We start from the raw sequence: 22,566 nt of genomic DNA, 5'->3' as shown, positions 1-22,566 counted from the left end.
GCAGGTTATGGAGCATCCCTGCCTTTTGCATTCCTTTCCTAATAAACAGCTGCAGGCATTAACGCCTATTTTTATGCTTTCTGTACGCACCAGGTAGTCATGCAACGCAGGTTCTGCACGTTGGTTGTTTTAATGGGTTCAAACAGGTAGCCGTTTAACTGCTCGGTATAGTCTAGCAGCATTTGTTCATTAACCAAAAAACGGGTGGAACCATCGGGTAATACATAGCAACCATTACCCAGCGGAGTGACCAATGATTCAATACCAATATCTGAAGCCAAACGTGCAAAAAAGTAGCCGCCCGGTTTAAGTGTGCGCCACATAGATGTTAGCATAGCTTTAAAATGGGCTTCATTTTGTGCAAAGTGTAATACAGCGCTGCAAATCACTAAATCGAACATATCATCGCTAAAAGGTAAGTTTTCAGCTGTAGACACCTGAAAGTTTTCCAACGAATTAGCTGGTGCCAACCGGGCTGATACCCCCCTTACTGCTTCAATTGCTTCCGGGTTGGGGTCAATACCGAATACTTCATAATCATTTTGCAAAAAATAGATCAGATTACGGCCGCTGCCACACCCGGCATCCAGTACTTTACGGGCGTAATCAAAGCGGCCTTTTAATAATTGATCGAATAAATAAATATCAATGTTACCGTAAAGCTGTTGGAGTGTATTGTTCATTGCTGCTAAATGTGACGCGGCAAAATAAGCGGTTTAAAACGGAAAAGACGGCATATATCTCAATCGTACATTAATCAATATAATGAAACCTGACGCATTTTTCAGAACTTTGGAATTTGGCTGATCTTTGAAGCTGCAAATGCTTTTGAATATCTGTCTATCAAAATAAATATTATGACTGATTATACGCCGGAACTGCGCACGGTAGATGTAACCCGTTACGTAACACCGTTACGAGAGGGTGGGTCACTACCGGCTATTGCGGAAGCCAACGACGGCTTTTTATATGTACTGAAGTTCAGGGGTGCCGGCCAGGGTGTAAAGGCGCTGATTGCCGAACTCATTGGCGGCGAAATTGCCAAATTGCTGGGTCTCAAAATTCCGGAATTGGTATTTGCCAACCTGGATACTGCCTTTGGCCGCTCGGAGCCAGATGAAGAAATACAGGACTTATTGAAAGCCAGTACCGGCTTAAACTTAGCCTTACATTATTTATCGGGCGCTATTACCTTTGATCCTACCGTTACTGTGGTGGATGCACATCTGGCCTCAAAAATTGTATGGCTGGATTGCCTGCTTACTAACGTAGACCGTACCGCCCGTAATACCAATATGCTGATGTGGCACCGTGAGTTGTGGTTGATTGATCATGGCGCGTCGCTGTATTTTCATCATAGCTGGCATAATTGGGAAGAGCAGGCCAAGCGCCCCTTTGCGCAGGTAAAAGACCATGTGCTATTACCACAAGCCACCGAATTGGAGGTGATAGATGCAGAATTTAAGCCGTTGCTAACTGCAGAACGTATTGATGCCATTGTTAATCTTATACCGGATGATTGGCTGCACGACCCTGCACAGCAGGAAACTGCCGAAGAACGCCGGATAGTATACGCCGGATTTCTAAAAACCCGGCTTGCCCATTCTCATATATTTGTAAATGCTGCCCAACATGCCAGAACCACACTTATTTGAGTATGCTATCATTCGCGTTATGCCCAGGGTAGAACGTGAGGAGTTTATCAATGTAGGCGTTATTTTATACTGCCCTAAACAAAAATTTTTGCAGTGCCGCATTAGTTTAAATAAGCAGCGCCTGCAAGCACTGGCGCACAGCACTGATGCAGAAGAAGTAAGGGAAAACCTGCATGCCTTTGAGCGTATTTGCATTGGCGGTAAGCCTGGCGGCCCTATTGGCTTGTTGGACAATGCCTCGCGTTTCAGGTGGCTTACAGCTACGCGCAGTACTGTAGTGCAGGCCTCAAAAGTACACCCAGGGTTGTGTAATGCCGACGCTACGGAAACTTTGGAGAAATTGTACCGTGAGATGGTATTATAAATTCACCTGATCAACACACCAAATCTCTGTAGCTTGTAGCGATTTATTTGACATGATTTTTGTTGATTGATACTATTTATATGAAACTGGCACCTACCTCACCAATGCAGCTTTTGCTGGATACGCTACCGCAGCAGGGTACCGTGTTATGGATTGGCACACGCCCGGCACGTAAGGCACCAGTGCAAGCTGTTGATGAGGTGCAGGCTGTTACAGAACATGGCTTAACCGGCGATCATTACGCCGCCAAGGCCGGCAGTAAAAGGCAGGTTACCCTTATTCAGCATGAACACATTGAGGCTATGGCTTCCCTATTGCACCTTGATGATTTAGCACCCGAATTATTGCGCCGTAACATTGTAGTAAAAGGCTTAAACCTGCTGGCGTTAAAAGACCGGCGTTTTTGGGTAGGCAATGCACTGCTGGAATATACCGGACTTTGCCACCCCTGTTCCCGCATGGAAGAAACATTAGGCCCGGGTGGTTACAATGCAGTGCGCGGTCATGGCGGTATTACCGCCAGCATTATACAGGGGGGCATCATTAAAACAGGTGATGCTGTTGTTGTAGAATCATAATTTCGTTATTTAAGCTTCAATAATTTGAATTGAAAAGTTAATTTGCGATAATTGCGTAACTGATTACGTAATTAATTAAATATGGAGTTTTTTCAAAAAGTAGGTAAAACAGCAATTGGCAGCAGGCTCAGAATGTTAACCGAAATGATAACTGAAGATGCTGCCAAAATTTATCAATTATATAACATTGATATGCAGCCTAAATGGTTCCCTGTATTTTATGCGCTTTCGGATGGGGAAGAGAAAACGGTTACTGTTATTGCTAAAGAAATCGGCCACTCACACCCTTCTGTAAGTAAAATTATTTCGGAAATGATTAAAGCCGGATTAATAACAGAAAATAAAGATACAGCAGACGGAAGACGCAACTTGATCAAGTTAAGTGATAAAGGCAAGGCAATCACTTTAAAAATAGAAGATCAGTACATGGATGTTGGTAATGCTATTGAAGAACTCACGGCGCAGACTAACCATAATTTATGGAAAGCGATTGAAGAATGGGAATATCTGTTAGAGCAAAAAACTTTATTACAACGTGTTAAGGAACAGCGAAAGCAACGTGAGGCTCAGCACGTACACATTGTTGACTATAAGCCTCAATACAAAACAGCGTTTAAGCAACTAAACGAAGAATGGATATCTCAATATTTTAAGATGGAAGAAGCTGACTACAAAGCATTAGACCATCCTGAAGAATACATACTTGATAATGGCGGTCGCATACTTGTGGCCCTGTACCATAATGAGCCGATAGGTGTCTGTGCATTGTTAAAAATGAACCATAAATCATACGACTATGAACTGGCAAAAATGGCTGTTTCGCCTAAAGTGCAAGGAAAAAACATAGGTTATTTGTTAGGTAGCGCTGCGTTGAACACAGCACGAAATTTAGGTGCCAAAACCGTTTATCTGGAAAGTAATACCATACTAAAACCTGCTATTAACTTATATCATAAATTAGGCTTTAAAAAGGTAAGCGGTGAAAACAGCCCTTATGAGCGCTGCAACATTCAAATGTCTGTAAGTTTATAACAGATCTTTTACCGGGTACGTATATATTGTCACATTAAGCCATTGCTAATTTGGCTAAATACTTATTTAGGCAAGTTAGCAATGGCCTGTTCAAGCGTGTAATTTTTGTTCAGCAGATCAGCCACATAGGCATCCCATTTACTTTGCATCTCCCTGTTAACAGAATGAACGGTCTGCTTGTCATATAATTCTTCTACCCCTCTGCGCAAGTTGGCAATTTGCTGTTGCACTTGGGCAATTTCGGCCTTGTAATTACTTGTATAGGTATGATTGCCAAAAGCTATAAGTAATTGCCTCACAAAATATTCAGCTATATCAAAATGCAGTTGCTCGTGTTTTAATAAGTTTTCGCTGGGTGTTCCACGCCTCCAGGATAGCGCCTTATCCATATAACTGCCTACTTCAAAAGTAAACTGGTATAAACCATTGCCTTTGCGCTGGTAGCCGTAATCTAATCCAAAATAAGTGTAGGCTGCAAAAGGACTACGTTTGTCGGGTTTACCATGATAATCGCTCCACTTCAGTGGATCATTCGCACTCCACAGCTTCTTCTCCGTTTGAGCTTTAGCAGAAATGCTGACCAGGAAAAAAATTAATACGAGTATGGTTTTTAAGTATTTCATAAAGACGGATACCAGTTTGCATAAATTATGCCAACAAGCGCTCACTATAATAACGATAAATCATAAATAAATTTTTCTTTGGCCGATAAGTTCAGCTATTAAATTAACTGTTTAATTTTTAATTGATTACCTGCGACTATTGAGATTACAACTTATAAGATTACCCGATGACGAATTTTGCAATCTGATTTTTGTGCAAACAATCGAAAATCTGGGTTGTAGTACCAGCAATTGTTTAATCTTCAATTAACTTTTTAAACGCTATGAAAAAATTTACTTACTTATTTGTCCTGTTATTGACAACTGCGGTATTTTCAGCCCATGCACAAATTCAAAAAGGCAATGTAATGCTGGGTGGCGATTTGGCCGATGTACGCCTGGGTTTGGATAACTCAAAAGTGTTTAGCTTTAGCGTATCTCCGAAAGCAGCTTGGTTTATTCAGGATAACGTAGCCTTGGGTGGCTATGTAAACCTTGGCGTTGCTACTGCTAAAAACACCAATACCACCTTTACCTATGGCGTAGGTGGCCTGGGCCGCTATTATGCCGGTTCCGATGCACCTCTACTGCGTCATGGTCGTTTATTTGGCGAAGCCAACATTGGTATTGGCGGTGTAAACGTAAGCAATGGCGGCGGTAACACCAACGGCCTCGATTTCGGTTTCGGTCCTGGCTTTGCTTATTTTGTGACCCCAAGCGTAGGCTTGGAAACATTGTTAAAATATAACGGTGTAGGCGGCTTCGGTAACGCAGGTTATCAAAGTACTTTAACGTTGAACTTCGGCTTACAAGTGTACTTATCTGGCCGCGGTACAGCTAATAAAATCAAAAGCGATATTCGTTAATTAAACCGAACCGTTTAATGAAAATGGCCTGCAAACTAACTATTGCAGGCCATTTTCATTTTATTAAAACTTATTAACCATAAGTTATATTAAAGTTTATTTAAAACTCATACTTATGTTTGATCAAATATTACAGATGGTTAAAGACCAAATAGGTGGTAATACCCAAGTAGCCAATGCTATTCCTAACGGTCAGCATGATGCTGTACATCATGAAATTGCTACACAGGTAAGCCAAGGCTTACAAAATCAAGCCGCTGCTCAAGGCGGTGTGGGTGGATTGCTGTCACAATTAACAGGTGCTGTACAATCTGGCGGCCCGGTAGTAAGTGCCATTGAAGGTGGCGTATTAGGTTCATTAGGAAGCAAGTTTGGCTTACCACCTGCAGCTACCGGCGCAATTGCCGCTGCTTTACCCGGCTTGCTGCAAAAATTTGCCCACAAAGCCAATGATCCTAATGATAACAGTATTACTCCTGATAGCATTACTAATTCTATATCTGGCGGCTTAGGTGGCGCTTTAGGCAGCTTGTTTAAATAAGCATATCTCATACAAACGCAAAAGGCAATTGAATTATAATTCAATTGCCTTTTGCGTTAGCGTTAGCGTTAAATTAAACAGCAAATAACTGGGCCATATCTTTGAATGCTTTAAACTCTAAAGCATTTCCGGAAGGATCTAAGAAAAACAAAGTTGCCTGCTCACCAGGCAAACCAACAAAACGGATACCCGGTTCCACTATAAATTGCACACCATGGTTACGCAATTGGGCTTCAAATTGGTGCCATTGCTCCCACTCTAAAACCACACCATAATGCGGTACCGGCACCTCGTGCCCGTCAACCGGGTTAAAATGATGTTGTGGCTGCTCTTGCGGGCGTGGATTCAGGTGAATGACAAACTGGTGCCCGAACAAATTAAAATCAACCCACTGCCCGCTGCTGCGGCCTTCGGTGCAACCCAGCACCTCGCGGTAAAACCGGCGGGCTTCTTCCAAATCATATACAGGCACCGCAACATGGAATGGTGTAAGTTTGCTCATCAGATGTTAATTTGTATTGGTGGTAAAAATACTTTTTTATTGCTTTTCATTAGACTTTAATCAATTGAAGTGATAAAAAGTCAACCATTTGCTGTTTTAAGGGTTGATATTATACATCATACCCTGCATTTACTATGAAAAAATTTACTTTGCCTGTGCTTGCCATTTTTTTGGCAACTGCTTTTTCCAGTTGTAATCTGGTTGAAGGCGCATTTAAAGCCGGCTTTATTGTAGCTATAATACTGGCACTACTGGTTGGTTTGCTGATTTGGATTTTCCATATTGTTGTCCATTTCTTAAGCAAGAAGCCTGCTATACAAGTGAATAAAGGTTACAAGCTATAACAAAAGCGGCCCTGATCATCAGGGCCGCTTTTGTTAAATGAATGGCTATAAATTACCAGATACGGATACGTTCGTTTTCCGGCTTGTATAGTTTATCGCCAGGCTTAATATCAAATGCCTTGTACCAGGCATCGGTATTAGATAGAGGGCCGTTTACGCGGTACATTTCCGGCGAGTGCGGGTCAGTGCTGATGCGCATACGCATGGTTTCGTCGCGGTTTTTGATACGCCATACCTGAGCAAACGACAAGAAGAAACGCTGATCGGGCGTCAAACCATCAATCTTTTTGTTGCTCTTACCTTCATCTGTATTTTTAAATGCCTGGTAAGCGATAGCTAAACCTCCGTTATCAGCAATGTTCTCGCCCATGGTCAAATGGCCGTTTACATGCTGGTTGTTCAGTACGGTGTAAGCATCATACTGCTTGGCAATGCCTTCAGTTTTAACTTTGAACTTTTTGCTGTCTTCAGGTGTCCACCATACTTTCAGGTTACCGCTCTTATCATACTGGCTGCCCTGATCATCGAAGCCATGGGTCATTTCATGGCCGATAACTGCACCAATGGCACCGTAGTTAATCGCATCGTCTGCATCCTTATCAAAGAACGGAAATTGCAGAATACCGGCAGGAAACACAATCTCGTTAAAGCTTGGGTTATAGTAAGCATTAACAGTTGGCGGCGTCATGCCCCATTCTGTTTTGTCTACTTTTTTGTCAATTTTAGCCAACTCCTCTTTGTAATTATGTTTGGCTACCTGCTGCGCATTTTCGTAATACTCGGCTTTGTTAATGGCCACATCATCGTAGCTTTTCCATTTATCAGGATAACCGATTTTTTTGGTAAAAGCGTTCAACTTTTCAATAGCCTGCTTTTTGGTATCCGGGCTCATCCAGTCCAGCTTTTCAATGCGGTCTTTATATACGCTTTGCAGGTTGTTTACTAAATCAAGCATCCGCTTTTTGGCATCAGGCGGAAAGTATTTTTCTACATATAGCTGGCCCAGCAGTTCGCCTAAATTGCCATCTACATTTCTTGTCATGCGTTTCCAGCGTTCCTGCTGCTGTTTTTGGCCATTCAGTGTCTTGCCGTAAAAGTTAAACTGAGCCTCATCAAAAGGCTTGCTCAACTGACTGGCATGATGACTTAAAGCTGTAAATTGTAATTTGGCTTTCCAAACATCAATAGGCTGGCTTTTTAACAACGTAGCCAATTGTGAAAAATATTTGGGCTGGCCAACTAAAACAGTATCGGTACTAAAGCCCATACGTTTAAATAGTGCTTTTACATCATAGCTACCGGCAAGTTTCTGCACATCGGCTACTGCAACCTTATGATAATTTTTAACAGGGTCGCGCAATTCAACTGGTGTAGAGTGTGAACCCGCAATGGCTGTTTCCAGCTTTAATATGGCATCGCCATTTTTGGCTGCTGTGGCAGCATCTACACCGGTAAGCGTAAATAGCTTTGCAATAAACTTCACGTACTCCTGGCGTATTTTTACCGAGGCCGAATCTGTTTTGAAATAATAATCGCGGTTGGGTAAGCCTAAACCGGTTTGGTCAAAATGCACCATGTTTTTGGTACTGTTCCGGTCATCTGGCGATACATAGAAGCCTAATAAATAACCATCGCCATCCTTGTAGCTATCGGCGCAAAAATCAATTAATTGCTGCGCGTTCTGTATGGCAGCAATTTTAGCCAGTAATGGTTTAATAGGTTCATACCCTCGTTTATTAATAGCTGCAGAATCCATTCCGCTTGCATAAAAATCAGCAATCTTTTGCTCTTTACTGCCATTATCATGGCTTTCAGTTTGCAGGCCGTCTAAAATTTTATGCAGATTCTTCAGGTTATCATTATACAGCGTATAAAATGACCCCCAACCTACTTCGCTGGCAGGTATCTGGGTCTTTTTAGTCCAGGTACCATTGGCATACTCAAAAAAGTTGTCGCCGGGCTTTACCGTAGTATCCATGCCCGACTTATCGAAAAACACAGTGCGTTTAGGCACGTCGCTGTCGCTTTGGCCCGATTTGCTGTTACAGGCCGAAGCCATTAAAGCAGGCACTGTCAGCCATAATAAGTGATGATTTTTCATGAAAAACAAATTTGGTTTTAAATATGACGAACTGCCGCCGCTTTAACAAATGCAGCTAATAAATTATTTCACTCATCTCATCAATTGGCCAATTCTTAAATTCGAATATAAAATGTTGATAATAAGCTAAATGTTAACAAATAAATCACTCATTGATAACGTTTATATGATAACTAATTAGTTACTTTTATTGACCGCAAAGGTCAGTACTCCATTCACCTCTTAACTCATCTTTTTATGACCTGGAGAAAATTTAGCGGAGAGATTTTACAAACCCCTATTCTGGACGAAGTAGAACGCACCATTGAGCGCGAAACCGAGCTGGGCAACAAACTGAAAGTTTGCATCGGTACCGACTCGCAGGTAAAAGGCTCAGTAACCGATTTTGCAACCGTGATTGTATTTCTGCGCGAACAGCGTGGCGGATTTATGTACATTCACCAAGAGCGCACCTCCCAGAAAATGACTATTAAAGAGCGTATGCTGCGCGAGGTACAGGGCTCTATTGACATTGCCTACCAATTATGCGATTTGCTGGATTTGTATGATGTAGGCCTGGAAGTGCATGCCGATATCAATACCAACCCCATGTTTAAATCGAACCAGGCTTTGCATGAAGCTATGGGTTACATTTTAAGCATGGGGTTTGTATTTAAGGCCAAGCCCGAAGCTTTTGCCAGTTCTTATTGCGCCAATAAAATTGTGCAGTAAATACTGGGGCTAATTGCACTGCATTTATATATTTGAGGTATAAACGTAAATGCTATGTCGCCATTAATTGAATTTGATGAACTCAGCACCGCAGTTGAGCAGGGTGCTATATTGGTAGATGCCCGCGGCGGAGCCGATGGGTACCAACGCTATTTAGCCGGCCATTTGCCAGGCGCTTTATATGCCGACCTGGATAAAGATTTGGCGGCCCACCCCGAAAACCCAGCTTTTGGCGGCCGGCACCCTTTGCCTGCATTAGAATCATTTGCCGAAAAATTAGGCAACTGGGGTATTACACCGCAAAGCCATATCATTATTTATGACGATAAAGCAGGCGCTAACCCGGCGGCTCGCTTGTGGTGGATGCTGCGTGCCATAGGGCACCAAAAGGTACAGGTATTAAACGGCGGTTTGCAGGCGGCTATTGATGCCGGTAGTACATTAAGCACTATACCTGCTGTGGCAAAGCCAGAGGCGGCCTACCCTGTGCCCGGGCAATATGCAGGTACAATCAATTTGGAGCAGGTACAGCAACTGGTGAAAGATGAAAACTATATGGTGATTGATGTACGTGAAACCCCGCGTTATTTAGGCCATACTGAGCCGCTGGATTTGATTGCAGGCCATATTCCGGGTGCGGTTAACCTGCCGTATATAGAAAATCTAAATGCTGATGGTAAGTACCTTTCGGCCGAACAATTGAAAGATGCGTATACACACTTTTTGGGTGAGATAAAACCCGAGAATGTTATTGTGCATTGCGGCTCGGGCGTAACGGCTTGCCACACCTTGTTGGGAATGGCGTATGCAGGGATGAGTGAGCCTAAATTATTTTTAGGCTCTTGGAGCGAATGGTCAAGACGAGACCTGCCAATTGCCACTGCGGATAGACCACAAGGTTAAGTAAACTGTTTGCATAGTAAGTTGTTAGCCTGACATGAAATCTTACCATTTGGAATGGGAACAGTCCATGCCCATCAGTTTAGACCAAGCCTGGGACTTTTTTTCATCGCCGCTTAACCTGGCTAAAATTACGCCGCCAGATATGAAATTTATAGTGACCTCCAACTATAGTGAGGACACTAAAATGTATCCGGGCATGATTATTACGTATAAAGTATCGCCCCTGCTTGGCATCAAGCTAAACTGGATGACAGAGATTACGCATGTGCAAGACCATGTGTATTTTGTAGATGAACAGCGCTTTGGCCCATATGCTCTGTGGCATCATCAGCACCATTTTACGGAAATACCGGGCGGCGTGCATATGACTGATATTTTAGATTATGCCATACCCTACGGTATGATTGGCCGCCTGTCTAACACGCTGCTGGTAGGCAAACAAGTGAAAAAGATATTTCAGTTCAGGGAAAAGGCGATAGTGAAGATGTTTGGCGAGTATAAGAAATAACTATCGCAGAAACATATTTCTCATACCTGATTGCGCAGAACAAAGCAAAGTCACTTCCCTGCCGCTATTTGAAGCTTTGTTTATTTATATTGCTTTGTTCTGCGTAAACCTATATAAGAAGATACATTTATACGAAATAGCTCCGCCCCTCGGCCTGAACCGAGGGTAGCAGATTTATCCTCTTATACTTTTAATGAACTCAGGTAATTGTTCCATATGTCCCTCGTTACCTAACAGCTTTACAAAAGCACTGCCTACAATTGCACCATTAGCGTAAGCGCAAGCTTTTTGATAAGCAGCAGCATCAGAAATACCGAAGCCAATCATCGTTGGGTTGTCCAACTGCATATCGGCAATACGTTTAAAATAACCTTCAATTGTGTCTGACACCTGCAAATTTTTACCGGTAATTGATGATGAAGACAACAGGTAAACAAAGCTGTTACTTAAGGCATCTATTTTGCGAATGCGTTCTTCTGAAGTTTGAGGTGTTACCAGGAAAATATTGCTCAGGTTATGCCGGGCGAATACATCTTTGTATAAAGTTTCATATTCATACATCGGCAGGTCGGGTATAATCAATCCATCTACACCTACTTCAGCAGCTTTGGCGCAAAAGCGCTCAATGCTGTATTGCACCATCGGGTTCACGTACCCCATCAATAGTACCGGTATAGAAACACGGCTGCGCAATTCGGCTAATTGCTCAAACAGCAGGTTCACGTTCATGCCATTCTCCAGCGCCATTTGCGAACTGTGCTGGATGGTAGGTCCATCGGCTACCGGATCAGAATATGGGAAGCCGATTTCCAAAAAATCAGCCCCGGCCTGCTCCAGTGCCTCAGCAATATCAACCGTAGCATGCAACTCCGGGTAACCAGCCGTATAATAGATTGATAGCAGGTTATTTTTCTTAGTTTCGAACACCTGATTGAGGCGATTTGCAGTTAGCGTAGACATTATATTGTTTTATTTTAGTTTAATGGGTAAGGCACTGTTGTTAGAAACTCTACCTGTACCAAGGGATATTCATTATTATCAAAAAAGCTGGCACTGATTTTAGTGGTAAAACCAATATCAAATACACCGTTAACTTTTTTGTAATTAAATCTTCCGGCATTTTCTTGTATTGTATCGTCATTTCCGTCAAGTATGCGTCCAACAAAATGAAACCACCCACTATATACATAAGTTGTAGCTTGGTCTCCGAGATCACATACTTCGTATTCTTTAGTGATATCTATACCAAGCTTTACAAATAAATCCTTGATCTCGAGAGGATAAACATCACTTTTGATGGATAAGAAGTATTTGCAATTTCCACATGCACATTCTTCCGTTCCGCTTGCTGCCACATTCTGATACAACAAAGAAGTAGTTTCTGGATCTACTTCGAACGTCCACTCACGGTATTTAATGATTTGTACCGGCACTTAATGTCACAAATTAAAATCCGAAATGCTTAATATAAGTACTCAAGTCTTTATCTCCACGGCCCGACAGGCAGATGACTACGTTATCAGTAGCTTTAAACTGCATTTTTTCCAAATGTGCCAACGCGTGCGCTGATTCAATAGCCGGAATAATTCCCTCCAGCTGAGATAACAGCAAACCGGCATTTAATGATTCCTCGTCGGTGATACTTACATATTTAGCCCGTTTAATTTTATGCAAATGCGCATGCTGCGGGCCAATGCCGGGGTAATCTAGTCCTGCCGAAATGGAGTAAGGCTCTACCACCTGGCCATCATCAGTTTGCATTAATATGGTGCGGCTGCCATGCAATACTCCCTCGCGGCCCAGTGCCGAAGTGGCTGCCGAAAAACCACTATCCACGCCTTTACCTGCTGCTTCAACAGCAATGAGTTGTACCTCTTCATCATCCAGAAAATTATAGAACATGCCCATGGCATTGCTACCTCCGCCTACACAGGCAATAGCATATTCCGGCAACTCTTTGCCTGTATGTTCGAGCAACTGCTTTTTGGTTTCTTGCGAGATGATAGACTGAAACTGAGCTACCATTTCGGGATATGGGTATGGCCCAACTACCGAACCGATAATATAGTGAGTATCTTCAGGGTTGTTAATCCAGTCGCGCATGGCCTCATTGGTGGCATCTTTCAGTGTTTTGCTACCCGAAGTAGCAGGCACTACTTTAGCGCCCAGCATTTTCATACGGGCTACATTGGGTGCCTGGCGCTCCATATCAATTTCGCCCATGTATACCACGCATTCAATACCTTTAAGTGCACAAACAGTGGCAGTAGCCACCCCATGCTGGCCGGCACCGGTTTCGGCTATAATCCGTTTTTTGCCCAAACGCTGGGCCAGTAAAATCTGACCGATGGCGTTATTGATTTTATGAGAGCCAGTATGATTTAAATCTTCACGTTTGAGATAGATATTGGCACCATAACGTTCAGATAAACGTTTGGCCAGATACAAAGGCGAAGGACGCCCTACATAATCTTTCAGCAATGAATCAAATTCTGCTTTAAAACCGGCATCACTAATGATAGCGCGATATTGCTGCCTCAGTTCTTCAATGTTGGGGTAAAGCATTTCGGGAATATATGCTCCGCCGAAATCACCGTAATATCCCTGCTCGTTAACTCCGTATTTCATTGGTAATTGGTCTTAATAAGTTAAAAGCTTGTTGCAGCTTTGTTATGTCTTTTATACCCGGTTCAGTTTCGAACCGGCTGTTCAAATCTACCCCGTAAAACTGGGGATGATGCATTTCTTTAACACTTGCTAAATTCTCCAGGCTAAGCCCGCCACTCAAAAAGAAAGGCACATTTAGCTGATAGTTATTCAGTACCTGCCAGTTAAATGTTTGCCCCGAACCACCGTGCACCTCGGTCTTGGTATCAAACAGAAAGTAATCTACCTGGTCTTCATACGCATTCAACTGGTTAAAGTTAAAGCTGTCGTTTACACCAAAAGCTTTCCAAACTTCAACTTTTCCTTTTAGCCGACCACAAAAATCCGGGCTTTCCCCCCCATGCAACTGAACAGCATTTAAATGATATTGATTTACCATTTGCTCAATCACATCTGTATTTTCATTCACAAACACGCCAACTTTGCTGATAGATGACGGCATCGTGTCAAAAATCTCAGGCTTCATCTCTCCTGCAAAACGGGGTGATTTTGAATAAAAAATAAAACCCAAATAGTCGGTTTGCAGCGCTGTCAGCTGTTGTATGTTTTCTGCCTCGCGCATGCCGCAAACTTTTATTTTCATAGATCGGGCTTAGTTAGCGATTAAACGTTTAAAGCTGCTTAATGCCCGCTTACTGAGCAGTGCCTCTTCAGCTTCATAAAAGCAATCGGCAAATGATTTTTCGGGATGAATGGTTTGAATCCCTAAAGCGGCATTACACAGTACCACGTTGTGCTGCTCGTTGGTTCCTTCAGCATTTAATACCTTAATGAATATATCGGCCGATTCAGGCACGGTATGTCCACCGGCAATCAGCGTGGCATCAATAGGCTCGAAGCCTAAACTTTGCAGGCTGTTAATTTTCTCTCCCGCCGGCGAAAATGTTTTAAAATCGCCCGTGAGAGAAATTTCATCGTAACCATCCAGCGCATGTAAAATGGTATACTTTCTATCCGATTTTTGGTATAAGTATGCATACAATCGGGCCAGTTCCAAATTAAACACCCCTACCAACTGGTGTTTAGGCTGCGCCGGATTAATCATTGGCCCCAGCATATTAAAAAACGTTTTTATCCCTAATTCCTTCCGGATGGGCGCGGCTGTTTTCATGGCCGGATGGAATAACGGGGCATGCAAGAAACAAATATTCGCTTCGTACAAACTTTTGTTCAGCTTATCCTGATCATTAGTAAACGAGTAACCCAGGTATTCTATCACGTTAGATGACCCACAACCGGAGGAAACGCCATAATTACCATGCTTAGCTACCTTGTACCCGGCCCCGGCAAGTACAAATGAAGCTAAGGTAGATATATTAAATGTGTCTTTGCCATCGCCGCCGGTGCCGCATAAATCAATCAATTCATCGCTCTCTAAGTGCACTGGCAGGCAAAGTTCCTGCATGGCATCCCGAAAGCCTTCTAATTCATCAACTGTGATGCTGCGCATGCAATAGGCCGTCATGAAAGCGGCAATCTGGGAGCTGTTGTACTTGCCTTGGGCAATATTGGTCAATATCTCTTTCGATTGCTCTTTGCTGAATGTTTTGTGACCGAATAAATGGTTAAGTATCGCTTTCATTTCTATTCCCTGAATGTATGCTGATATGCGCTGTTACAGGGATGAGGCACATATGAAAAAAGGGCTGTCAGTGTACTGACAACCCTTCTAACCAATATTTTTATAAATAAAACAGGATTGCCTTACGAGTTACTCGTTAAGCCACCAACCGTTGTTATTTACTTGTAATTTCATGTTTGTTTGTTGAAACAAATATCAAAATAGTTTTTACCAAATGCAATAGTGTAACATGAATTTTAGCATTAACCGTAAGTGTTTTGTTTAATACCCCTCATCTATTTGGAATATTCTACTATTTGATAGAAATTGCTCATCAAATTTCTTAACACTATTACAGTCACACAAAACCCTACACATGAAAAAAGTAACCGGCATAGGCGGCGTATTTTTTAAATGCGACGACCCTAAAAGCATGAACGAATGGTACGCCAAAAATCTGGGATTGCCTGCAGGTGAGTACGGCGCTACCTTTGAATGGCGCCAAGCTGATAAGCCGTCTCAATCAGGTTCTACTTCCTGGTGTACTTTTCCGCAGGATACTACGTATTTCAACCCTTCAAGCAAATCGTTCATGATTAATTACCGCGTAGAAAATTTAGCTGCGCTGGTGGATGAATTAAAAGCAGCTAACGTTACTGTGGTTGATGAAATTGCAGCGTACGATTATGGGAAATTTGTGCACATATTGGATCCGGAAGGAAATATTGTTGAGCTTTGGGAACCCAAAGAGGATGGTGTTGAAGATGAATCGGCTGGTTAGTTAATTTTAGTATCAAACAATTGCATGGCTTTAACTAAGCAGGAAGGCAAAGCTGAAAACGATTTGGGTTTTGGCAACCAGGCCATTACCCAGCGCATTATCAATCGCGATGGATCCATTAATGTAAAGCGTACCGGGCAGGGCTATTTCAGTACTGCCGACAGTTACCACCAGATGATTACCATGAGTTGGAGCAAGTTCTGGCTCATTGTGTTAAGCGGCTACTTATTGGTAAATATTTTGTTCGCTTTAATTTATGTAAGTCTTGGCCCGGGTAACCTTGATGGCATGGCAGGTATAACCGATATGAGCCAGTTCTTGGACGCCTTTTTCTTTTCGGCGCAGACCATGAGCACCGTGGGTTACGGACATATCAGCCCGGTGGGAGTAGCTACCAATACCGTAGCAGCTTTTGAATCGATGATTGGCTTACTGGCTTTTGCCCTGGCCACCGGTTTGTTATATGGGCGTTTTTCGCTCCCTACTGCTAAAATTATGTATAGCGAGCGGATGCTGGTTGCCCCTTACCGCGATGGCATTAATGGTATTATGTTCAGATTGGCTAACAAGCGCCGCAACCTATTAATTGATTTAAGAGCCGATGTTACACTCTCTTTTAATGACACGATAGAAGGCAAAATTGTACGTAAATTTATGCCGCTAAAACTGGAGCGTTGCGGTGTACAACTACTTACCTTAAGCTGGACCGTAGTACACCCTTTGGATGATGACAGCCCGCTAAAAGATGTTTCTTTACAAGAATTGCAGGAAAAGCAAGCCACATTTAATATCATTTTAAAAGCTTTTGACGATACTTTTTCGCAAACGGTACAATCGCGCACCTCCTACCAGTATAACGAAATGGTATGGGGCGGAAAATTTACCCCAACCTTCTTTGCTGGCGAAAACGGACAGGTGATTTTAGATTTAAGCAAGCTGAGCAGCTATCAGCCTGCTGAATTGAATTAATCCTTTGCTGACATTCACCATTATTGTTATTAAATAGAAACTCCTTGTCATGCTGAGGCTCTCGAAGCACAGCAAGCGGCAGCATCTCCATCTTTATTATCAATACATCTTCACATTTCTAAAACCTGTATCTCTTAAACCGAGTTAACCTATAGATAAATTCATTAATCAAAATTTACTATGATTCAAGAACCCACCCAATTTTCGGGAAGCGAAAAGCAGGAATACCAACCAGGCAGTGAAGCTAAAATGCAGCAAAAGCCCGAATATATTAAACAAGATTATAAAGCTGCCGGAAAGCTGCGTGGCAAAGCTGCCTTGATTACCGGCGGCGATAGCGGTATTGGCCGGGCAGTAAGTATACATTTCGCCAAAGAAGGCGCCGATGTGGCCATCGCTTATTTAGACGAAAGTGAGGATGCTGAAGAAACTAAAAAACTGGTTGAGGAAGTCGGTCAGCGTTGTATCTTGATTCAGGGCGATGTAAAAGACAGTGCATTTTGCAAGCAATCGGTACAAAAAGCCGTAGCAGAATTGGGTAAATTGAATATCCTGGTGAATAACGCAGCCGTGCAGTACCCACAAAAAGATGTCGAGAATATTAGTGATGAGCAACTGGAAACCACTTTCAGAACCAATATATTTTCTCATTTTTATTTTGCTGAAGAAGCAATGAAGCACTTAAAGGAGGGAGATTGTATCATTAATACCACCTCGGTTACTGCTTACCGCTCATCCCCTAACCTGCTCGATTATTCGTCAACGAAGGGTGCAATTTTGAGTTTTACCCGTTCGTTAGGTAAAAATTTAGCCGAGAAAAATATCCGTGTAAACGGCGTAGCACCCGGCCCTATCTGGACGCCATTGATTGTATCGAGCTTTGACGAAGAGAAGATTGAAAAGTTCGGGCAGGAAACCCCAATGAAACGAGGCGGTCAGCCTTCGGAAGTTGCACCGGCCTATGTGTTCTTAGCTTCTGATGATGCTTCTTATATCACCGGGCAGGTTATCCATGTCAATGGCGGTGAAGTGGTGAACGGATAATTAACAACGTCATTTTGAGCGATAACATTATTTAATTACAAAGTGACTTTTCATTGCGTCATTGCGAGGAACGGGCGCCATCTCCTACTTACAGTGCAGGCGTGCAATAACTGCCCATCGAGGATTGCTTCGTACCTCGCAATGACGTGTTTGAGAGCTTCTGGAACTAAACGCCGCCATCGCCCAGCGTAATATATTTTTTTATTTTAACAGTGGGTCTCTTTCTTTAGTGAATACGTTGTAAACCATCTTGTCTAAAAAGCCGGGAATCAATTTATTAAGCAATACGGTTAGCTTTCCCTGGCTGGTCATAATGAGCGTACGGTCACGGTCTTCAATGCCTTTGACGATGATTTGCGCTACCTCGTCGGCACTCATCATCTTTTCTTCGTTCAGGCTGCTTTCGCCTTGTTGTTTAGCCTCCTTATTTAATGCCGTATTACGGATGTTTGAAGCGGTAAAGCCCGGACAAGCGGTAAGTACATGCACACCGGTTTTTAAATTTTCTACCCGCAGGGCATCCAAAAAACCATTCATAGCAAACTTAGAGGCCGAATAGCCGGTACGGCCAGGTAGGCCTTTGTAGCCAGCTATAGAAGAAACACCTACTACTGTACCTTTGCTTTTCAGCAATTCGGGCATAGCATATTTGGTACAATATACCGTTCCCCAAAAATTAACATCCATCAGGTTTTTTAGCACCTGCAAATCCAAATCCTTAAATAGCGCACGCATGCTAATGCCCGCATTGTTGATCAGTACATCAATACGCTGAAACGTGAGCAGCGTTTGTTTGATGAGATAAGCGCAATCTTCTTCTACGCTTACATCACATTGTACGGCTAAAGCTTTTACCCCATACTTCCTTTCCAGTTCTTGGGTAATTTCACATAAGGTAACGTACTGGCGTGCAGCCAATACCAATGTAGCGCCTTTTTTAGCGAGCTGGACAGCCAAAGCTTTGCCTATACCGGATGAAGCGCCGGTAACAATAACAACTTTATCTTTCAAGTTCATAGAGGGAAGCTGACACCGGTTTGTCAGTTCCTAAACTGATGGCCGGCATTTTGAATAAATACTTGGTGGCAAAGGTAACCATTGCACCATAATAATTTTTCAGGTAATGCCAGCTTAATTTGTTTGGATGTGTGGTACTATAGTTTACCACATGTGTTTTAGCGTAGTAGTAATTTTTATAATCGGCCAAGCGAATGCGGTAGGATAAATCAATATCCTGTCCGTAGTAAGCAAAGCGCTCATCAAACAAACCTATTTTATTTAACACCGATTTACGGTACAATGTAAAATTGCGGCACAATACATCTACCTCGGCATTATCAAATTCCTCCGTCCAGCCCGATGAAGAAACGTGCTGATTTAAGCGCAATTTTGGAAAGAAACGAAACAAGAACATATATTTAAAAAACCGGATCCAAGCTAGCGGCAAACCATGTTTCGATTCGGGTAAAAACCGGCCTGTCCCATTAATCATGCGTACACCCAAAGCGCCGGTGGCCGGGTGTTCGTCCATAAACTTTATTGTTTTTAACAAGGTATCGTTGCTCAACAATACCGAAGGACTAAGCAGTAATATATACTCTCCGGTAGCAAGAGCTATGCCCTGGTTGGCAGCTTTAGTAAAAGATTCCTGTTTATCAATAGCCAGTACTTTTACCTCCGGCAAATCGGTAGATAACATCTGCACCGAGCCATCAGCAGAAGCATTATCTACCACAATAATTTCAAGTTCTGTTGCTGCTGCAGCTGTAACTACAGATATCAGTGCTTGTTTAAGCAGTTTCTTTTCATTACAGTTAACAACAACAACAGAAAGTTTCATAATATCTATTTTACCAAAGTATTCTCGTAAGGAATGCGGGTAGTAATAGAACGCCCCAGGGTAATCTCATCCACATACTCCAGTTCTCCTCCAAAGGCTATGCCACGGGCAATGGTAGAAAGGCTAATGTTAAAATCTTTTAACTTTTTGTGTAAATAAAAAATAGTGGTATCGCCTTCCATGGTAGCGCTAAGTGCAAATATCACTTCTTTAACCTCTCCGGCTCTGATACGGGCTACTAAAGAATCAATTTCCAGGTCGGTGGGGCCAACGCCTTCCATGGGCGAAATCAAACCGCCCAATACATGGTACACTCCATTGTACTGATTTGTATTCTCTATAGCCATCACGTCTCGCGTATCCTCTACCACGCAAATGGTTTGATGGTTGCGCTTTTGCGATGAGCAGATCTCGCACAGGCTATGGTCGGCAATGTTATGACATACGCGGCAATACTGTATTTCATTACGCATTTTATTTACTGAAGTACTGAAACGCTCTACATCCGCCTTATCCTGATCAAGCAGGTGAAGCACTAAACGCAGGGCGGTTTTTTGGCCCACACCCGGCAATTTAGAAAACTCAAACACCGCATTTTCTAACAATTTTGACGAAAAATTCATACTGTAAATATACAAAAAACGCGCCTCAAAACCCGTCAACACAACGTCATCAAGCGGCTTTTGTAGCCAATAGGCTGCGTATAAAAATTGATTAATATTGTTACCTTGCGATTAGCTTTTACCATTAAACTTATATATGTCGCCAGCTGTACTCCTGCTATTTATTATCGGTTATTTTTTGGTGCTGATTGTGATTTCCTATCTCACTTCCAAAAATTCAGCCGACAACGATACCTTCTTTGTAGCTAACCGTAACTCTAAATGGTACCTGGTGGCTTTCGGCATGATTGGCACTGCTCTGAGCGGCGTTACTTTTATTTCGGTACCCGGCAAAGTTGGCGCGCCAAGCGGCGATCAGTTTGCGTATTTTCAGTTTGTGCTGGGTAATGCTGCAGGTTTTATTGTGATTGCCACGGTACTGCTACCGCTATACTACCGCCTGAAACTTACTTCAATTTATAGTTATATTGAAAGTGCTTTAGGTACCTGGAGTTATAAAACAGCCGCTGCAATTTTTTTGTTAAGCCGTACTATCGGCTCTGCATTCCGGTTATATTTAGTGGTAATTGTACTGCAAAAATTCATTTTCGATAGCTATCACATTCCATTTGCCATAACGGTGCTTTTATGTTTGGTGCTCATTTGGTCATACACATTTAAAGGCGGTTTAAAAACCATTATCATTACGGATAGCCTGCAAACGCTGTTTTTGGTATCATCCGTCTTTTTATCTATTTTTTTTATATGCCGCAGCCTTAACCTCAACGTTTTTGAAGCGGCCGAAGCCATTAAAAACAGCAGCTATTCTCAAGTTCTATTTTTTAACGATTTTATGAGCAATAAGCTGCATTTCAGCAAGCAGTTTCTGGGTGGTATGTTTATCACCATTGCCATGACGGGCCTCGACCAGGATTTGATGCAAAAGAACCTAAGCTGTAAAAACATTGGCGAAGCGCAAAAAAACATGTTCAGTTTCACCACCGTGTTTGTAATCATTAATATTTTCTTCCTGAGTGTTGGCGCACTGCTGTATATCTATGCCACCAATAAAGGTATTAAAGTGGAGAAAACCGATTACCTCTACCCTACTATTGCGCTGAATTACTTAGGCACCATTCCGGCCATTATTTTTATGCTGGGTTTAACGGCAGCTACCTTTGCCACTACCGACTCGGCACTTACGGCTTTAACCACTTCCTTTTGCGTGGACTTTTTAAATTTCAACAAACGGAAAAATACCAACTCGCCTGCCATGGTTCGCACCCGGCATTATGTTCATATTTTCTTTTCAGGTTTGATGCTAATTACGATTCTGCTGTTTAACGCTATTAACAACGATGCGGTAGTGAGTGCCATTTTTAAAGTAGCATCCTACACTTACGGCCCGTTACTGGGTTTATACAGCTTCGGTTTATTTGTGAGCAGCCGGCAGGTGAATGATAAACTGGTGCCTTTTATCTGCCTTATCTCGCCGGCAGTATGCTATATACTCAGTACAGCGTCAAAAGAGCTATTGCACGGATATGTTTTTGATAATGAGCTTATCATTATCAACGGATTGATTACATTTGCCGGTTTGCTGCTTACCTCGAAGGCCAAAAACCGGGTAGCTGCATTGTAAACCGATAAATACTTATAGAAAAATAACGATGACTGGTGAAGAAAAAATCAGACAAGCCTTTCAAAATAAAGACTGGCATGAAATTAAGGTAACCGACTCCTGGCAGATATTTAAAATTATGGCTGAGTTTGTAGACGGCTTCGAGAAGCTGGCTAAAATTGGCCCCTGTGTATCTATATTCGGCTCGGCCCGTACCCATAACGATAACCCCTATTACAAACTGGCCGAAGATACCGCCCGCCTGCTTACCGAGCGCGGTTATGGTGTAATTTCGGGCGGTGGCCCAGGCATTATGGAAGCAGCCAACAAAGGCGCTTACGAGGCCGGTGGTAAATCAGTAGGTTTAAATATTGAGCTCCCTTTCGAGCAATTTCATAACAAATATATTGACCGCGATAAGTTACTGGAGTTTGATTACTTCTTTATACGCAAGGTAATGTTTATGAAGTACTCGCAGGGTTTCATCATCCTGCCGGGCGGCTTTGGTACAATGGATGAATCATTCGAGGCCATTACCCTGATACAAACCGGTAAAATTGCCCGCTTCCCGATTGTGTTTGTAGGTACCGATTACTGGGGCGGCCTGTTTAAATGGGTAGAAGAAAAAATGCTGGCTGGTGAACATAACATCAGTCCGGATGATTTGAATTTATACCGCGTAGTAGATACCGCCGAAGAGGCCGTTGAGCATATCTTCAGGTTCTATGATAAATATGTATTAAAGCCGAACTTTTAATTTACACGCGCTCAATG

Annotated in this window: 27 protein-coding genes; 15 read left to right on the top strand and 12 right to left on the bottom strand. The window is 42.6% G+C overall.

The window, feature by feature from the left end:
- Positions 1–71: 71 nt before the first annotated feature.
- Positions 72–683: a class I SAM-dependent methyltransferase gene (locus tag ACYVNW_RS02320; RefSeq protein WP_460678227.1), complete on the bottom strand. Its 612-nt coding sequence runs from the start codon at positions 681–683 to the stop codon at positions 72–74.
- A 174-nt stretch (positions 684–857) separates the two neighbouring features.
- Here ACYVNW_RS02320 and ACYVNW_RS02315 point away from each other — a divergent pair, with 174 nt between their 5' ends.
- The 4 genes from ACYVNW_RS02315 to ACYVNW_RS02300 all read left to right on the top strand — a co-directional run bounded on the left by ACYVNW_RS02315 (position 858) and on the right by ACYVNW_RS02300 (position 3,629).
- Entirely contained in the window at positions 858–1,655 is a 798-nt protein-coding gene (locus ACYVNW_RS02315; protein ID WP_460678226.1) for a HipA family kinase, read from the top strand.
- Complete coding sequence (locus ACYVNW_RS02310; RefSeq protein ID WP_460678225.1) at positions 1,633–2,019, top strand: DUF3037 domain-containing protein; 387 nt, start codon at positions 1,633–1,635, stop codon at positions 2,017–2,019. Before ACYVNW_RS02315 ends, ACYVNW_RS02310 begins: the two co-directional genes overlap by 23 nt.
- Before the next feature lie 80 nt (positions 2,020–2,099).
- Positions 2,100–2,597, top strand: coding sequence for an MOSC domain-containing protein (locus ACYVNW_RS02305; protein WP_460678224.1), 498 nt, complete (start codon positions 2,100–2,102; stop codon positions 2,595–2,597).
- 81 nt (positions 2,598–2,678) lie between these two features.
- Positions 2,679–3,629, top strand: coding sequence for a bifunctional helix-turn-helix transcriptional regulator/GNAT family N-acetyltransferase (locus tag ACYVNW_RS02300; RefSeq protein WP_460678223.1), 951 nt, complete (start codon positions 2,679–2,681; stop codon positions 3,627–3,629).
- A 62-nt stretch (positions 3,630–3,691) separates the two neighbouring features.
- Here the strand turns inward: ACYVNW_RS02300 and ACYVNW_RS02295 are convergent, their stop codons facing one another.
- The gene (locus ACYVNW_RS02295) at positions 3,692–4,252 is read right to left on the bottom strand and encodes a DUF922 domain-containing protein (protein WP_460678222.1); all 561 of its coding nucleotides are present in this window, start codon (positions 4,250–4,252) and stop codon (positions 3,692–3,694) included.
- A 263-nt stretch (positions 4,253–4,515) separates the two neighbouring features.
- Between ACYVNW_RS02295 and ACYVNW_RS02290 the strand changes: the two genes are divergently transcribed.
- Positions 4,516–5,097 (top strand): hypothetical protein, encoded by a 582-nt coding sequence (locus ACYVNW_RS02290; RefSeq protein WP_460678221.1) that lies wholly within the window; start codon positions 4,516–4,518, stop codon positions 5,095–5,097.
- A 115-nt stretch (positions 5,098–5,212) separates the two neighbouring features.
- Positions 5,213–5,638, top strand: a complete 426-nt coding sequence (locus ACYVNW_RS02285; RefSeq protein ID WP_460678220.1) for a hypothetical protein — start codon at positions 5,213–5,215, stop codon at positions 5,636–5,638.
- A gap of 73 nt (positions 5,639–5,711) precedes the next feature.
- Here ACYVNW_RS02285 and ACYVNW_RS02280 read toward each other — a convergent pair whose 3' ends face one another.
- Positions 5,712–6,140, bottom strand: coding sequence for a VOC family protein (locus tag ACYVNW_RS02280; RefSeq protein WP_460678219.1), 429 nt, complete (start codon positions 6,138–6,140; stop codon positions 5,712–5,714).
- Between the two features lie 134 nt (positions 6,141–6,274).
- Between ACYVNW_RS02280 and ACYVNW_RS02275 the strand changes: the two genes are divergently transcribed.
- The gene (locus ACYVNW_RS02275) at positions 6,275–6,484 is read left to right on the top strand and encodes a hypothetical protein (RefSeq protein ID WP_460678218.1); all 210 of its coding nucleotides are present in this window, start codon (positions 6,275–6,277) and stop codon (positions 6,482–6,484) included.
- A gap of 52 nt (positions 6,485–6,536) precedes the next feature.
- Here ACYVNW_RS02275 and ACYVNW_RS02270 read toward each other — a convergent pair whose 3' ends face one another.
- The gene (locus tag ACYVNW_RS02270) at positions 6,537–8,585 is read right to left on the bottom strand and encodes a M13 family metallopeptidase (protein WP_460678217.1); all 2,049 of its coding nucleotides are present in this window, start codon (positions 8,583–8,585) and stop codon (positions 6,537–6,539) included.
- Positions 8,586–8,822: 237 nt separating this feature from the next.
- Between ACYVNW_RS02270 and ACYVNW_RS02265 the strand changes: the two genes are divergently transcribed.
- The 3 genes from ACYVNW_RS02265 to ACYVNW_RS02255 are packed head-to-tail and all read left to right on the top strand — an operon-like array spanning position 8,823 to position 10,707.
- Positions 8,823–9,296, top strand: a complete 474-nt coding sequence (locus ACYVNW_RS02265) for a ribonuclease H-like YkuK family protein (protein WP_460678216.1) — start codon at positions 8,823–8,825, stop codon at positions 9,294–9,296.
- Between the two features lie 54 nt (positions 9,297–9,350).
- Positions 9,351–10,199, top strand: a complete 849-nt coding sequence (locus ACYVNW_RS02260) for a sulfurtransferase (protein ID WP_460678215.1) — start codon at positions 9,351–9,353, stop codon at positions 10,197–10,199.
- A 34-nt stretch (positions 10,200–10,233) separates the two neighbouring features.
- The gene (locus tag ACYVNW_RS02255) at positions 10,234–10,707 is read left to right on the top strand and encodes an SRPBCC family protein (protein WP_460678214.1); all 474 of its coding nucleotides are present in this window, start codon (positions 10,234–10,236) and stop codon (positions 10,705–10,707) included.
- 174 nt (positions 10,708–10,881) lie between these two features.
- On the opposite strand, the gene trpA is transcribed toward ACYVNW_RS02255, so the two are convergent.
- From trpA to trpD, 5 genes are read right to left on the bottom strand one after another with little or no spacing between them, the layout of a single operon-like run.
- Positions 10,882–11,667 (bottom strand): tryptophan synthase subunit alpha, encoded by a 786-nt coding sequence (trpA, locus tag ACYVNW_RS02250; protein ID WP_460678213.1) that lies wholly within the window; start codon positions 11,665–11,667, stop codon positions 10,882–10,884.
- A gap of 14 nt (positions 11,668–11,681) precedes the next feature.
- Positions 11,682–12,140: a hypothetical protein gene (locus ACYVNW_RS02245; protein ID WP_460678212.1), complete on the bottom strand. Its 459-nt coding sequence runs from the start codon at positions 12,138–12,140 to the stop codon at positions 11,682–11,684.
- 13 nt (positions 12,141–12,153) lie between these two features.
- Complete coding sequence (trpB, locus tag ACYVNW_RS02240; RefSeq protein WP_460678211.1) at positions 12,154–13,335, bottom strand: tryptophan synthase subunit beta; 1,182 nt, start codon at positions 13,333–13,335, stop codon at positions 12,154–12,156.
- Positions 13,319–13,957 carry a phosphoribosylanthranilate isomerase gene (locus tag ACYVNW_RS02235; protein WP_460678210.1) on the bottom strand — a complete coding sequence of 213 codons (639 nt, stop codon included), beginning with the start codon at positions 13,955–13,957 and terminating at the stop codon, positions 13,319–13,321. The genes trpB and ACYVNW_RS02235 overlap by 17 nt, the downstream gene beginning before the upstream one ends.
- Before the next feature lie 9 nt (positions 13,958–13,966).
- A complete protein-coding gene (gene trpD / locus ACYVNW_RS02230; protein ID WP_460678209.1) occupies positions 13,967–14,956 on the bottom strand; it encodes an anthranilate phosphoribosyltransferase in 990 nt (329 codons plus the stop codon).
- Between the two features lie 355 nt (positions 14,957–15,311).
- On the opposite strand from trpD, the gene ACYVNW_RS02225 reads away from it, so the two are divergent.
- The 3 genes from ACYVNW_RS02225 to ACYVNW_RS02215 all read left to right on the top strand — a co-directional run bounded on the left by ACYVNW_RS02225 (position 15,312) and on the right by ACYVNW_RS02215 (position 17,729).
- On the top strand, positions 15,312–15,716 hold the full coding sequence (locus ACYVNW_RS02225) for a VOC family protein (RefSeq protein WP_460678208.1): 405 nt from the start codon (positions 15,312–15,314) through the stop codon (positions 15,714–15,716).
- 24 nt (positions 15,717–15,740) lie between these two features.
- Entirely contained in the window at positions 15,741–16,685 is a 945-nt protein-coding gene (locus ACYVNW_RS02220) for an ion channel (RefSeq protein ID WP_460678207.1), read from the top strand.
- Positions 16,686–16,865: 180 nt separating this feature from the next.
- Entirely contained in the window at positions 16,866–17,729 is an 864-nt protein-coding gene (locus ACYVNW_RS02215) for an SDR family oxidoreductase (RefSeq protein WP_460678206.1), read from the top strand.
- A 201-nt stretch (positions 17,730–17,930) separates the two neighbouring features.
- Here ACYVNW_RS02215 and ACYVNW_RS02210 read toward each other — a convergent pair whose 3' ends face one another.
- The 3 genes from ACYVNW_RS02210 to recR are packed head-to-tail and all read right to left on the bottom strand — an operon-like array spanning position 17,931 to position 20,192.
- The gene (locus tag ACYVNW_RS02210; RefSeq protein WP_460678205.1) at positions 17,931–18,746 is read right to left on the bottom strand and encodes an SDR family oxidoreductase; all 816 of its coding nucleotides are present in this window, start codon (positions 18,744–18,746) and stop codon (positions 17,931–17,933) included.
- The gene (locus tag ACYVNW_RS02205; protein ID WP_460678204.1) at positions 18,730–19,569 is read right to left on the bottom strand and encodes a glycosyltransferase family 2 protein; all 840 of its coding nucleotides are present in this window, start codon (positions 19,567–19,569) and stop codon (positions 18,730–18,732) included. The genes ACYVNW_RS02210 and ACYVNW_RS02205 overlap by 17 nt, the downstream gene beginning before the upstream one ends.
- A gap of 5 nt (positions 19,570–19,574) precedes the next feature.
- Positions 19,575–20,192 carry a recombination mediator RecR gene (recR, locus tag ACYVNW_RS02200; protein WP_460678203.1) on the bottom strand — a complete coding sequence of 206 codons (618 nt, stop codon included), beginning with the start codon at positions 20,190–20,192 and terminating at the stop codon, positions 19,575–19,577.
- Between the two features lie 136 nt (positions 20,193–20,328).
- Between recR and ACYVNW_RS02195 the strand changes: the two genes are divergently transcribed.
- On the top strand, positions 20,329–21,813 hold the full coding sequence (locus ACYVNW_RS02195) for a sodium:solute symporter (RefSeq protein ID WP_460678202.1): 1,485 nt from the start codon (positions 20,329–20,331) through the stop codon (positions 21,811–21,813).
- Between the two features lie 28 nt (positions 21,814–21,841).
- Positions 21,842–22,549: an LOG family protein gene (locus tag ACYVNW_RS02190; RefSeq protein WP_460678201.1), complete on the top strand. Its 708-nt coding sequence runs from the start codon at positions 21,842–21,844 to the stop codon at positions 22,547–22,549.
- The last annotated feature ends 17 nt before the right edge of the window (positions 22,550–22,566 follow it).

This window comes from Mucilaginibacter koreensis (genome assembly GCF_054783355.1).
Note: the sequence above shows the minus strand (reverse complement) of the source record. Positions and strands in the feature narration are given on the sequence as shown.

Bases quoted from the DNA above. Each gene is read 5' to 3' on its own strand.
- ACYVNW_RS02320 (WP_460678227.1), bottom strand. From the start codon at position 683: ATGAACAATACACTCCAACAGCTTTACGGTAACATTGATATTTATTTA.
- ACYVNW_RS02315 (WP_460678226.1), top strand. From the start codon at position 858: ATGACTGATTATACGCCGGAACTGCGCACGGTAGATGTAACCCGTTAC.
- ACYVNW_RS02310 (WP_460678225.1), top strand. From the start codon at position 1,633: ATGCCAGAACCACACTTATTTGAGTATGCTATCATTCGCGTTATGCCC.
- ACYVNW_RS02305 (WP_460678224.1), top strand. From the start codon at position 2,100: ATGAAACTGGCACCTACCTCACCAATGCAGCTTTTGCTGGATACGCTA.
- ACYVNW_RS02300 (WP_460678223.1), top strand. From the start codon at position 2,679: ATGGAGTTTTTTCAAAAAGTAGGTAAAACAGCAATTGGCAGCAGGCTC.
- ACYVNW_RS02295 (WP_460678222.1), bottom strand. From the start codon at position 4,252: ATGAAATACTTAAAAACCATACTCGTATTAATTTTTTTCCTGGTCAGC.
- ACYVNW_RS02290 (WP_460678221.1), top strand. From the start codon at position 4,516: ATGAAAAAATTTACTTACTTATTTGTCCTGTTATTGACAACTGCGGTA.
- ACYVNW_RS02285 (WP_460678220.1), top strand. From the start codon at position 5,213: ATGTTTGATCAAATATTACAGATGGTTAAAGACCAAATAGGTGGTAAT.
- ACYVNW_RS02280 (WP_460678219.1), bottom strand. From the start codon at position 6,140: ATGAGCAAACTTACACCATTCCATGTTGCGGTGCCTGTATATGATTTG.
- ACYVNW_RS02275 (WP_460678218.1), top strand. From the start codon at position 6,275: ATGAAAAAATTTACTTTGCCTGTGCTTGCCATTTTTTTGGCAACTGCT.
- ACYVNW_RS02270 (WP_460678217.1), bottom strand. From the start codon at position 8,585: ATGAAAAATCATCACTTATTATGGCTGACAGTGCCTGCTTTAATGGCT.
- ACYVNW_RS02265 (WP_460678216.1), top strand. From the start codon at position 8,823: ATGACCTGGAGAAAATTTAGCGGAGAGATTTTACAAACCCCTATTCTG.
- ACYVNW_RS02260 (WP_460678215.1), top strand. From the start codon at position 9,351: ATGTCGCCATTAATTGAATTTGATGAACTCAGCACCGCAGTTGAGCAG.
- ACYVNW_RS02255 (WP_460678214.1), top strand. From the start codon at position 10,234: ATGAAATCTTACCATTTGGAATGGGAACAGTCCATGCCCATCAGTTTA.
- trpA (WP_460678213.1), bottom strand. From the start codon at position 11,667: ATGTCTACGCTAACTGCAAATCGCCTCAATCAGGTGTTCGAAACTAAG.
- trpB (WP_460678211.1), bottom strand. From the start codon at position 13,335: ATGAAATACGGAGTTAACGAGCAGGGATATTACGGTGATTTCGGCGGA.
- ACYVNW_RS02235 (WP_460678210.1), bottom strand. From the start codon at position 13,957: ATGAAAATAAAAGTTTGCGGCATGCGCGAGGCAGAAAACATACAACAG.
- trpD (WP_460678209.1), bottom strand. From the start codon at position 14,956: ATGAAAGCGATACTTAACCATTTATTCGGTCACAAAACATTCAGCAAA.
- ACYVNW_RS02225 (WP_460678208.1), top strand. From the start codon at position 15,312: ATGAAAAAAGTAACCGGCATAGGCGGCGTATTTTTTAAATGCGACGAC.
- ACYVNW_RS02220 (WP_460678207.1), top strand. From the start codon at position 15,741: ATGGCTTTAACTAAGCAGGAAGGCAAAGCTGAAAACGATTTGGGTTTT.
- ACYVNW_RS02215 (WP_460678206.1), top strand. From the start codon at position 16,866: ATGATTCAAGAACCCACCCAATTTTCGGGAAGCGAAAAGCAGGAATAC.
- ACYVNW_RS02210 (WP_460678205.1), bottom strand. From the start codon at position 18,746: ATGAACTTGAAAGATAAAGTTGTTATTGTTACCGGCGCTTCATCCGGT.
- ACYVNW_RS02205 (WP_460678204.1), bottom strand. From the start codon at position 19,569: ATGAAACTTTCTGTTGTTGTTGTTAACTGTAATGAAAAGAAACTGCTT.
- recR (WP_460678203.1), bottom strand. From the start codon at position 20,192: ATGAATTTTTCGTCAAAATTGTTAGAAAATGCGGTGTTTGAGTTTTCT.
- ACYVNW_RS02195 (WP_460678202.1), top strand. From the start codon at position 20,329: ATGTCGCCAGCTGTACTCCTGCTATTTATTATCGGTTATTTTTTGGTG.
- ACYVNW_RS02190 (WP_460678201.1), top strand. From the start codon at position 21,842: ATGACTGGTGAAGAAAAAATCAGACAAGCCTTTCAAAATAAAGACTGG.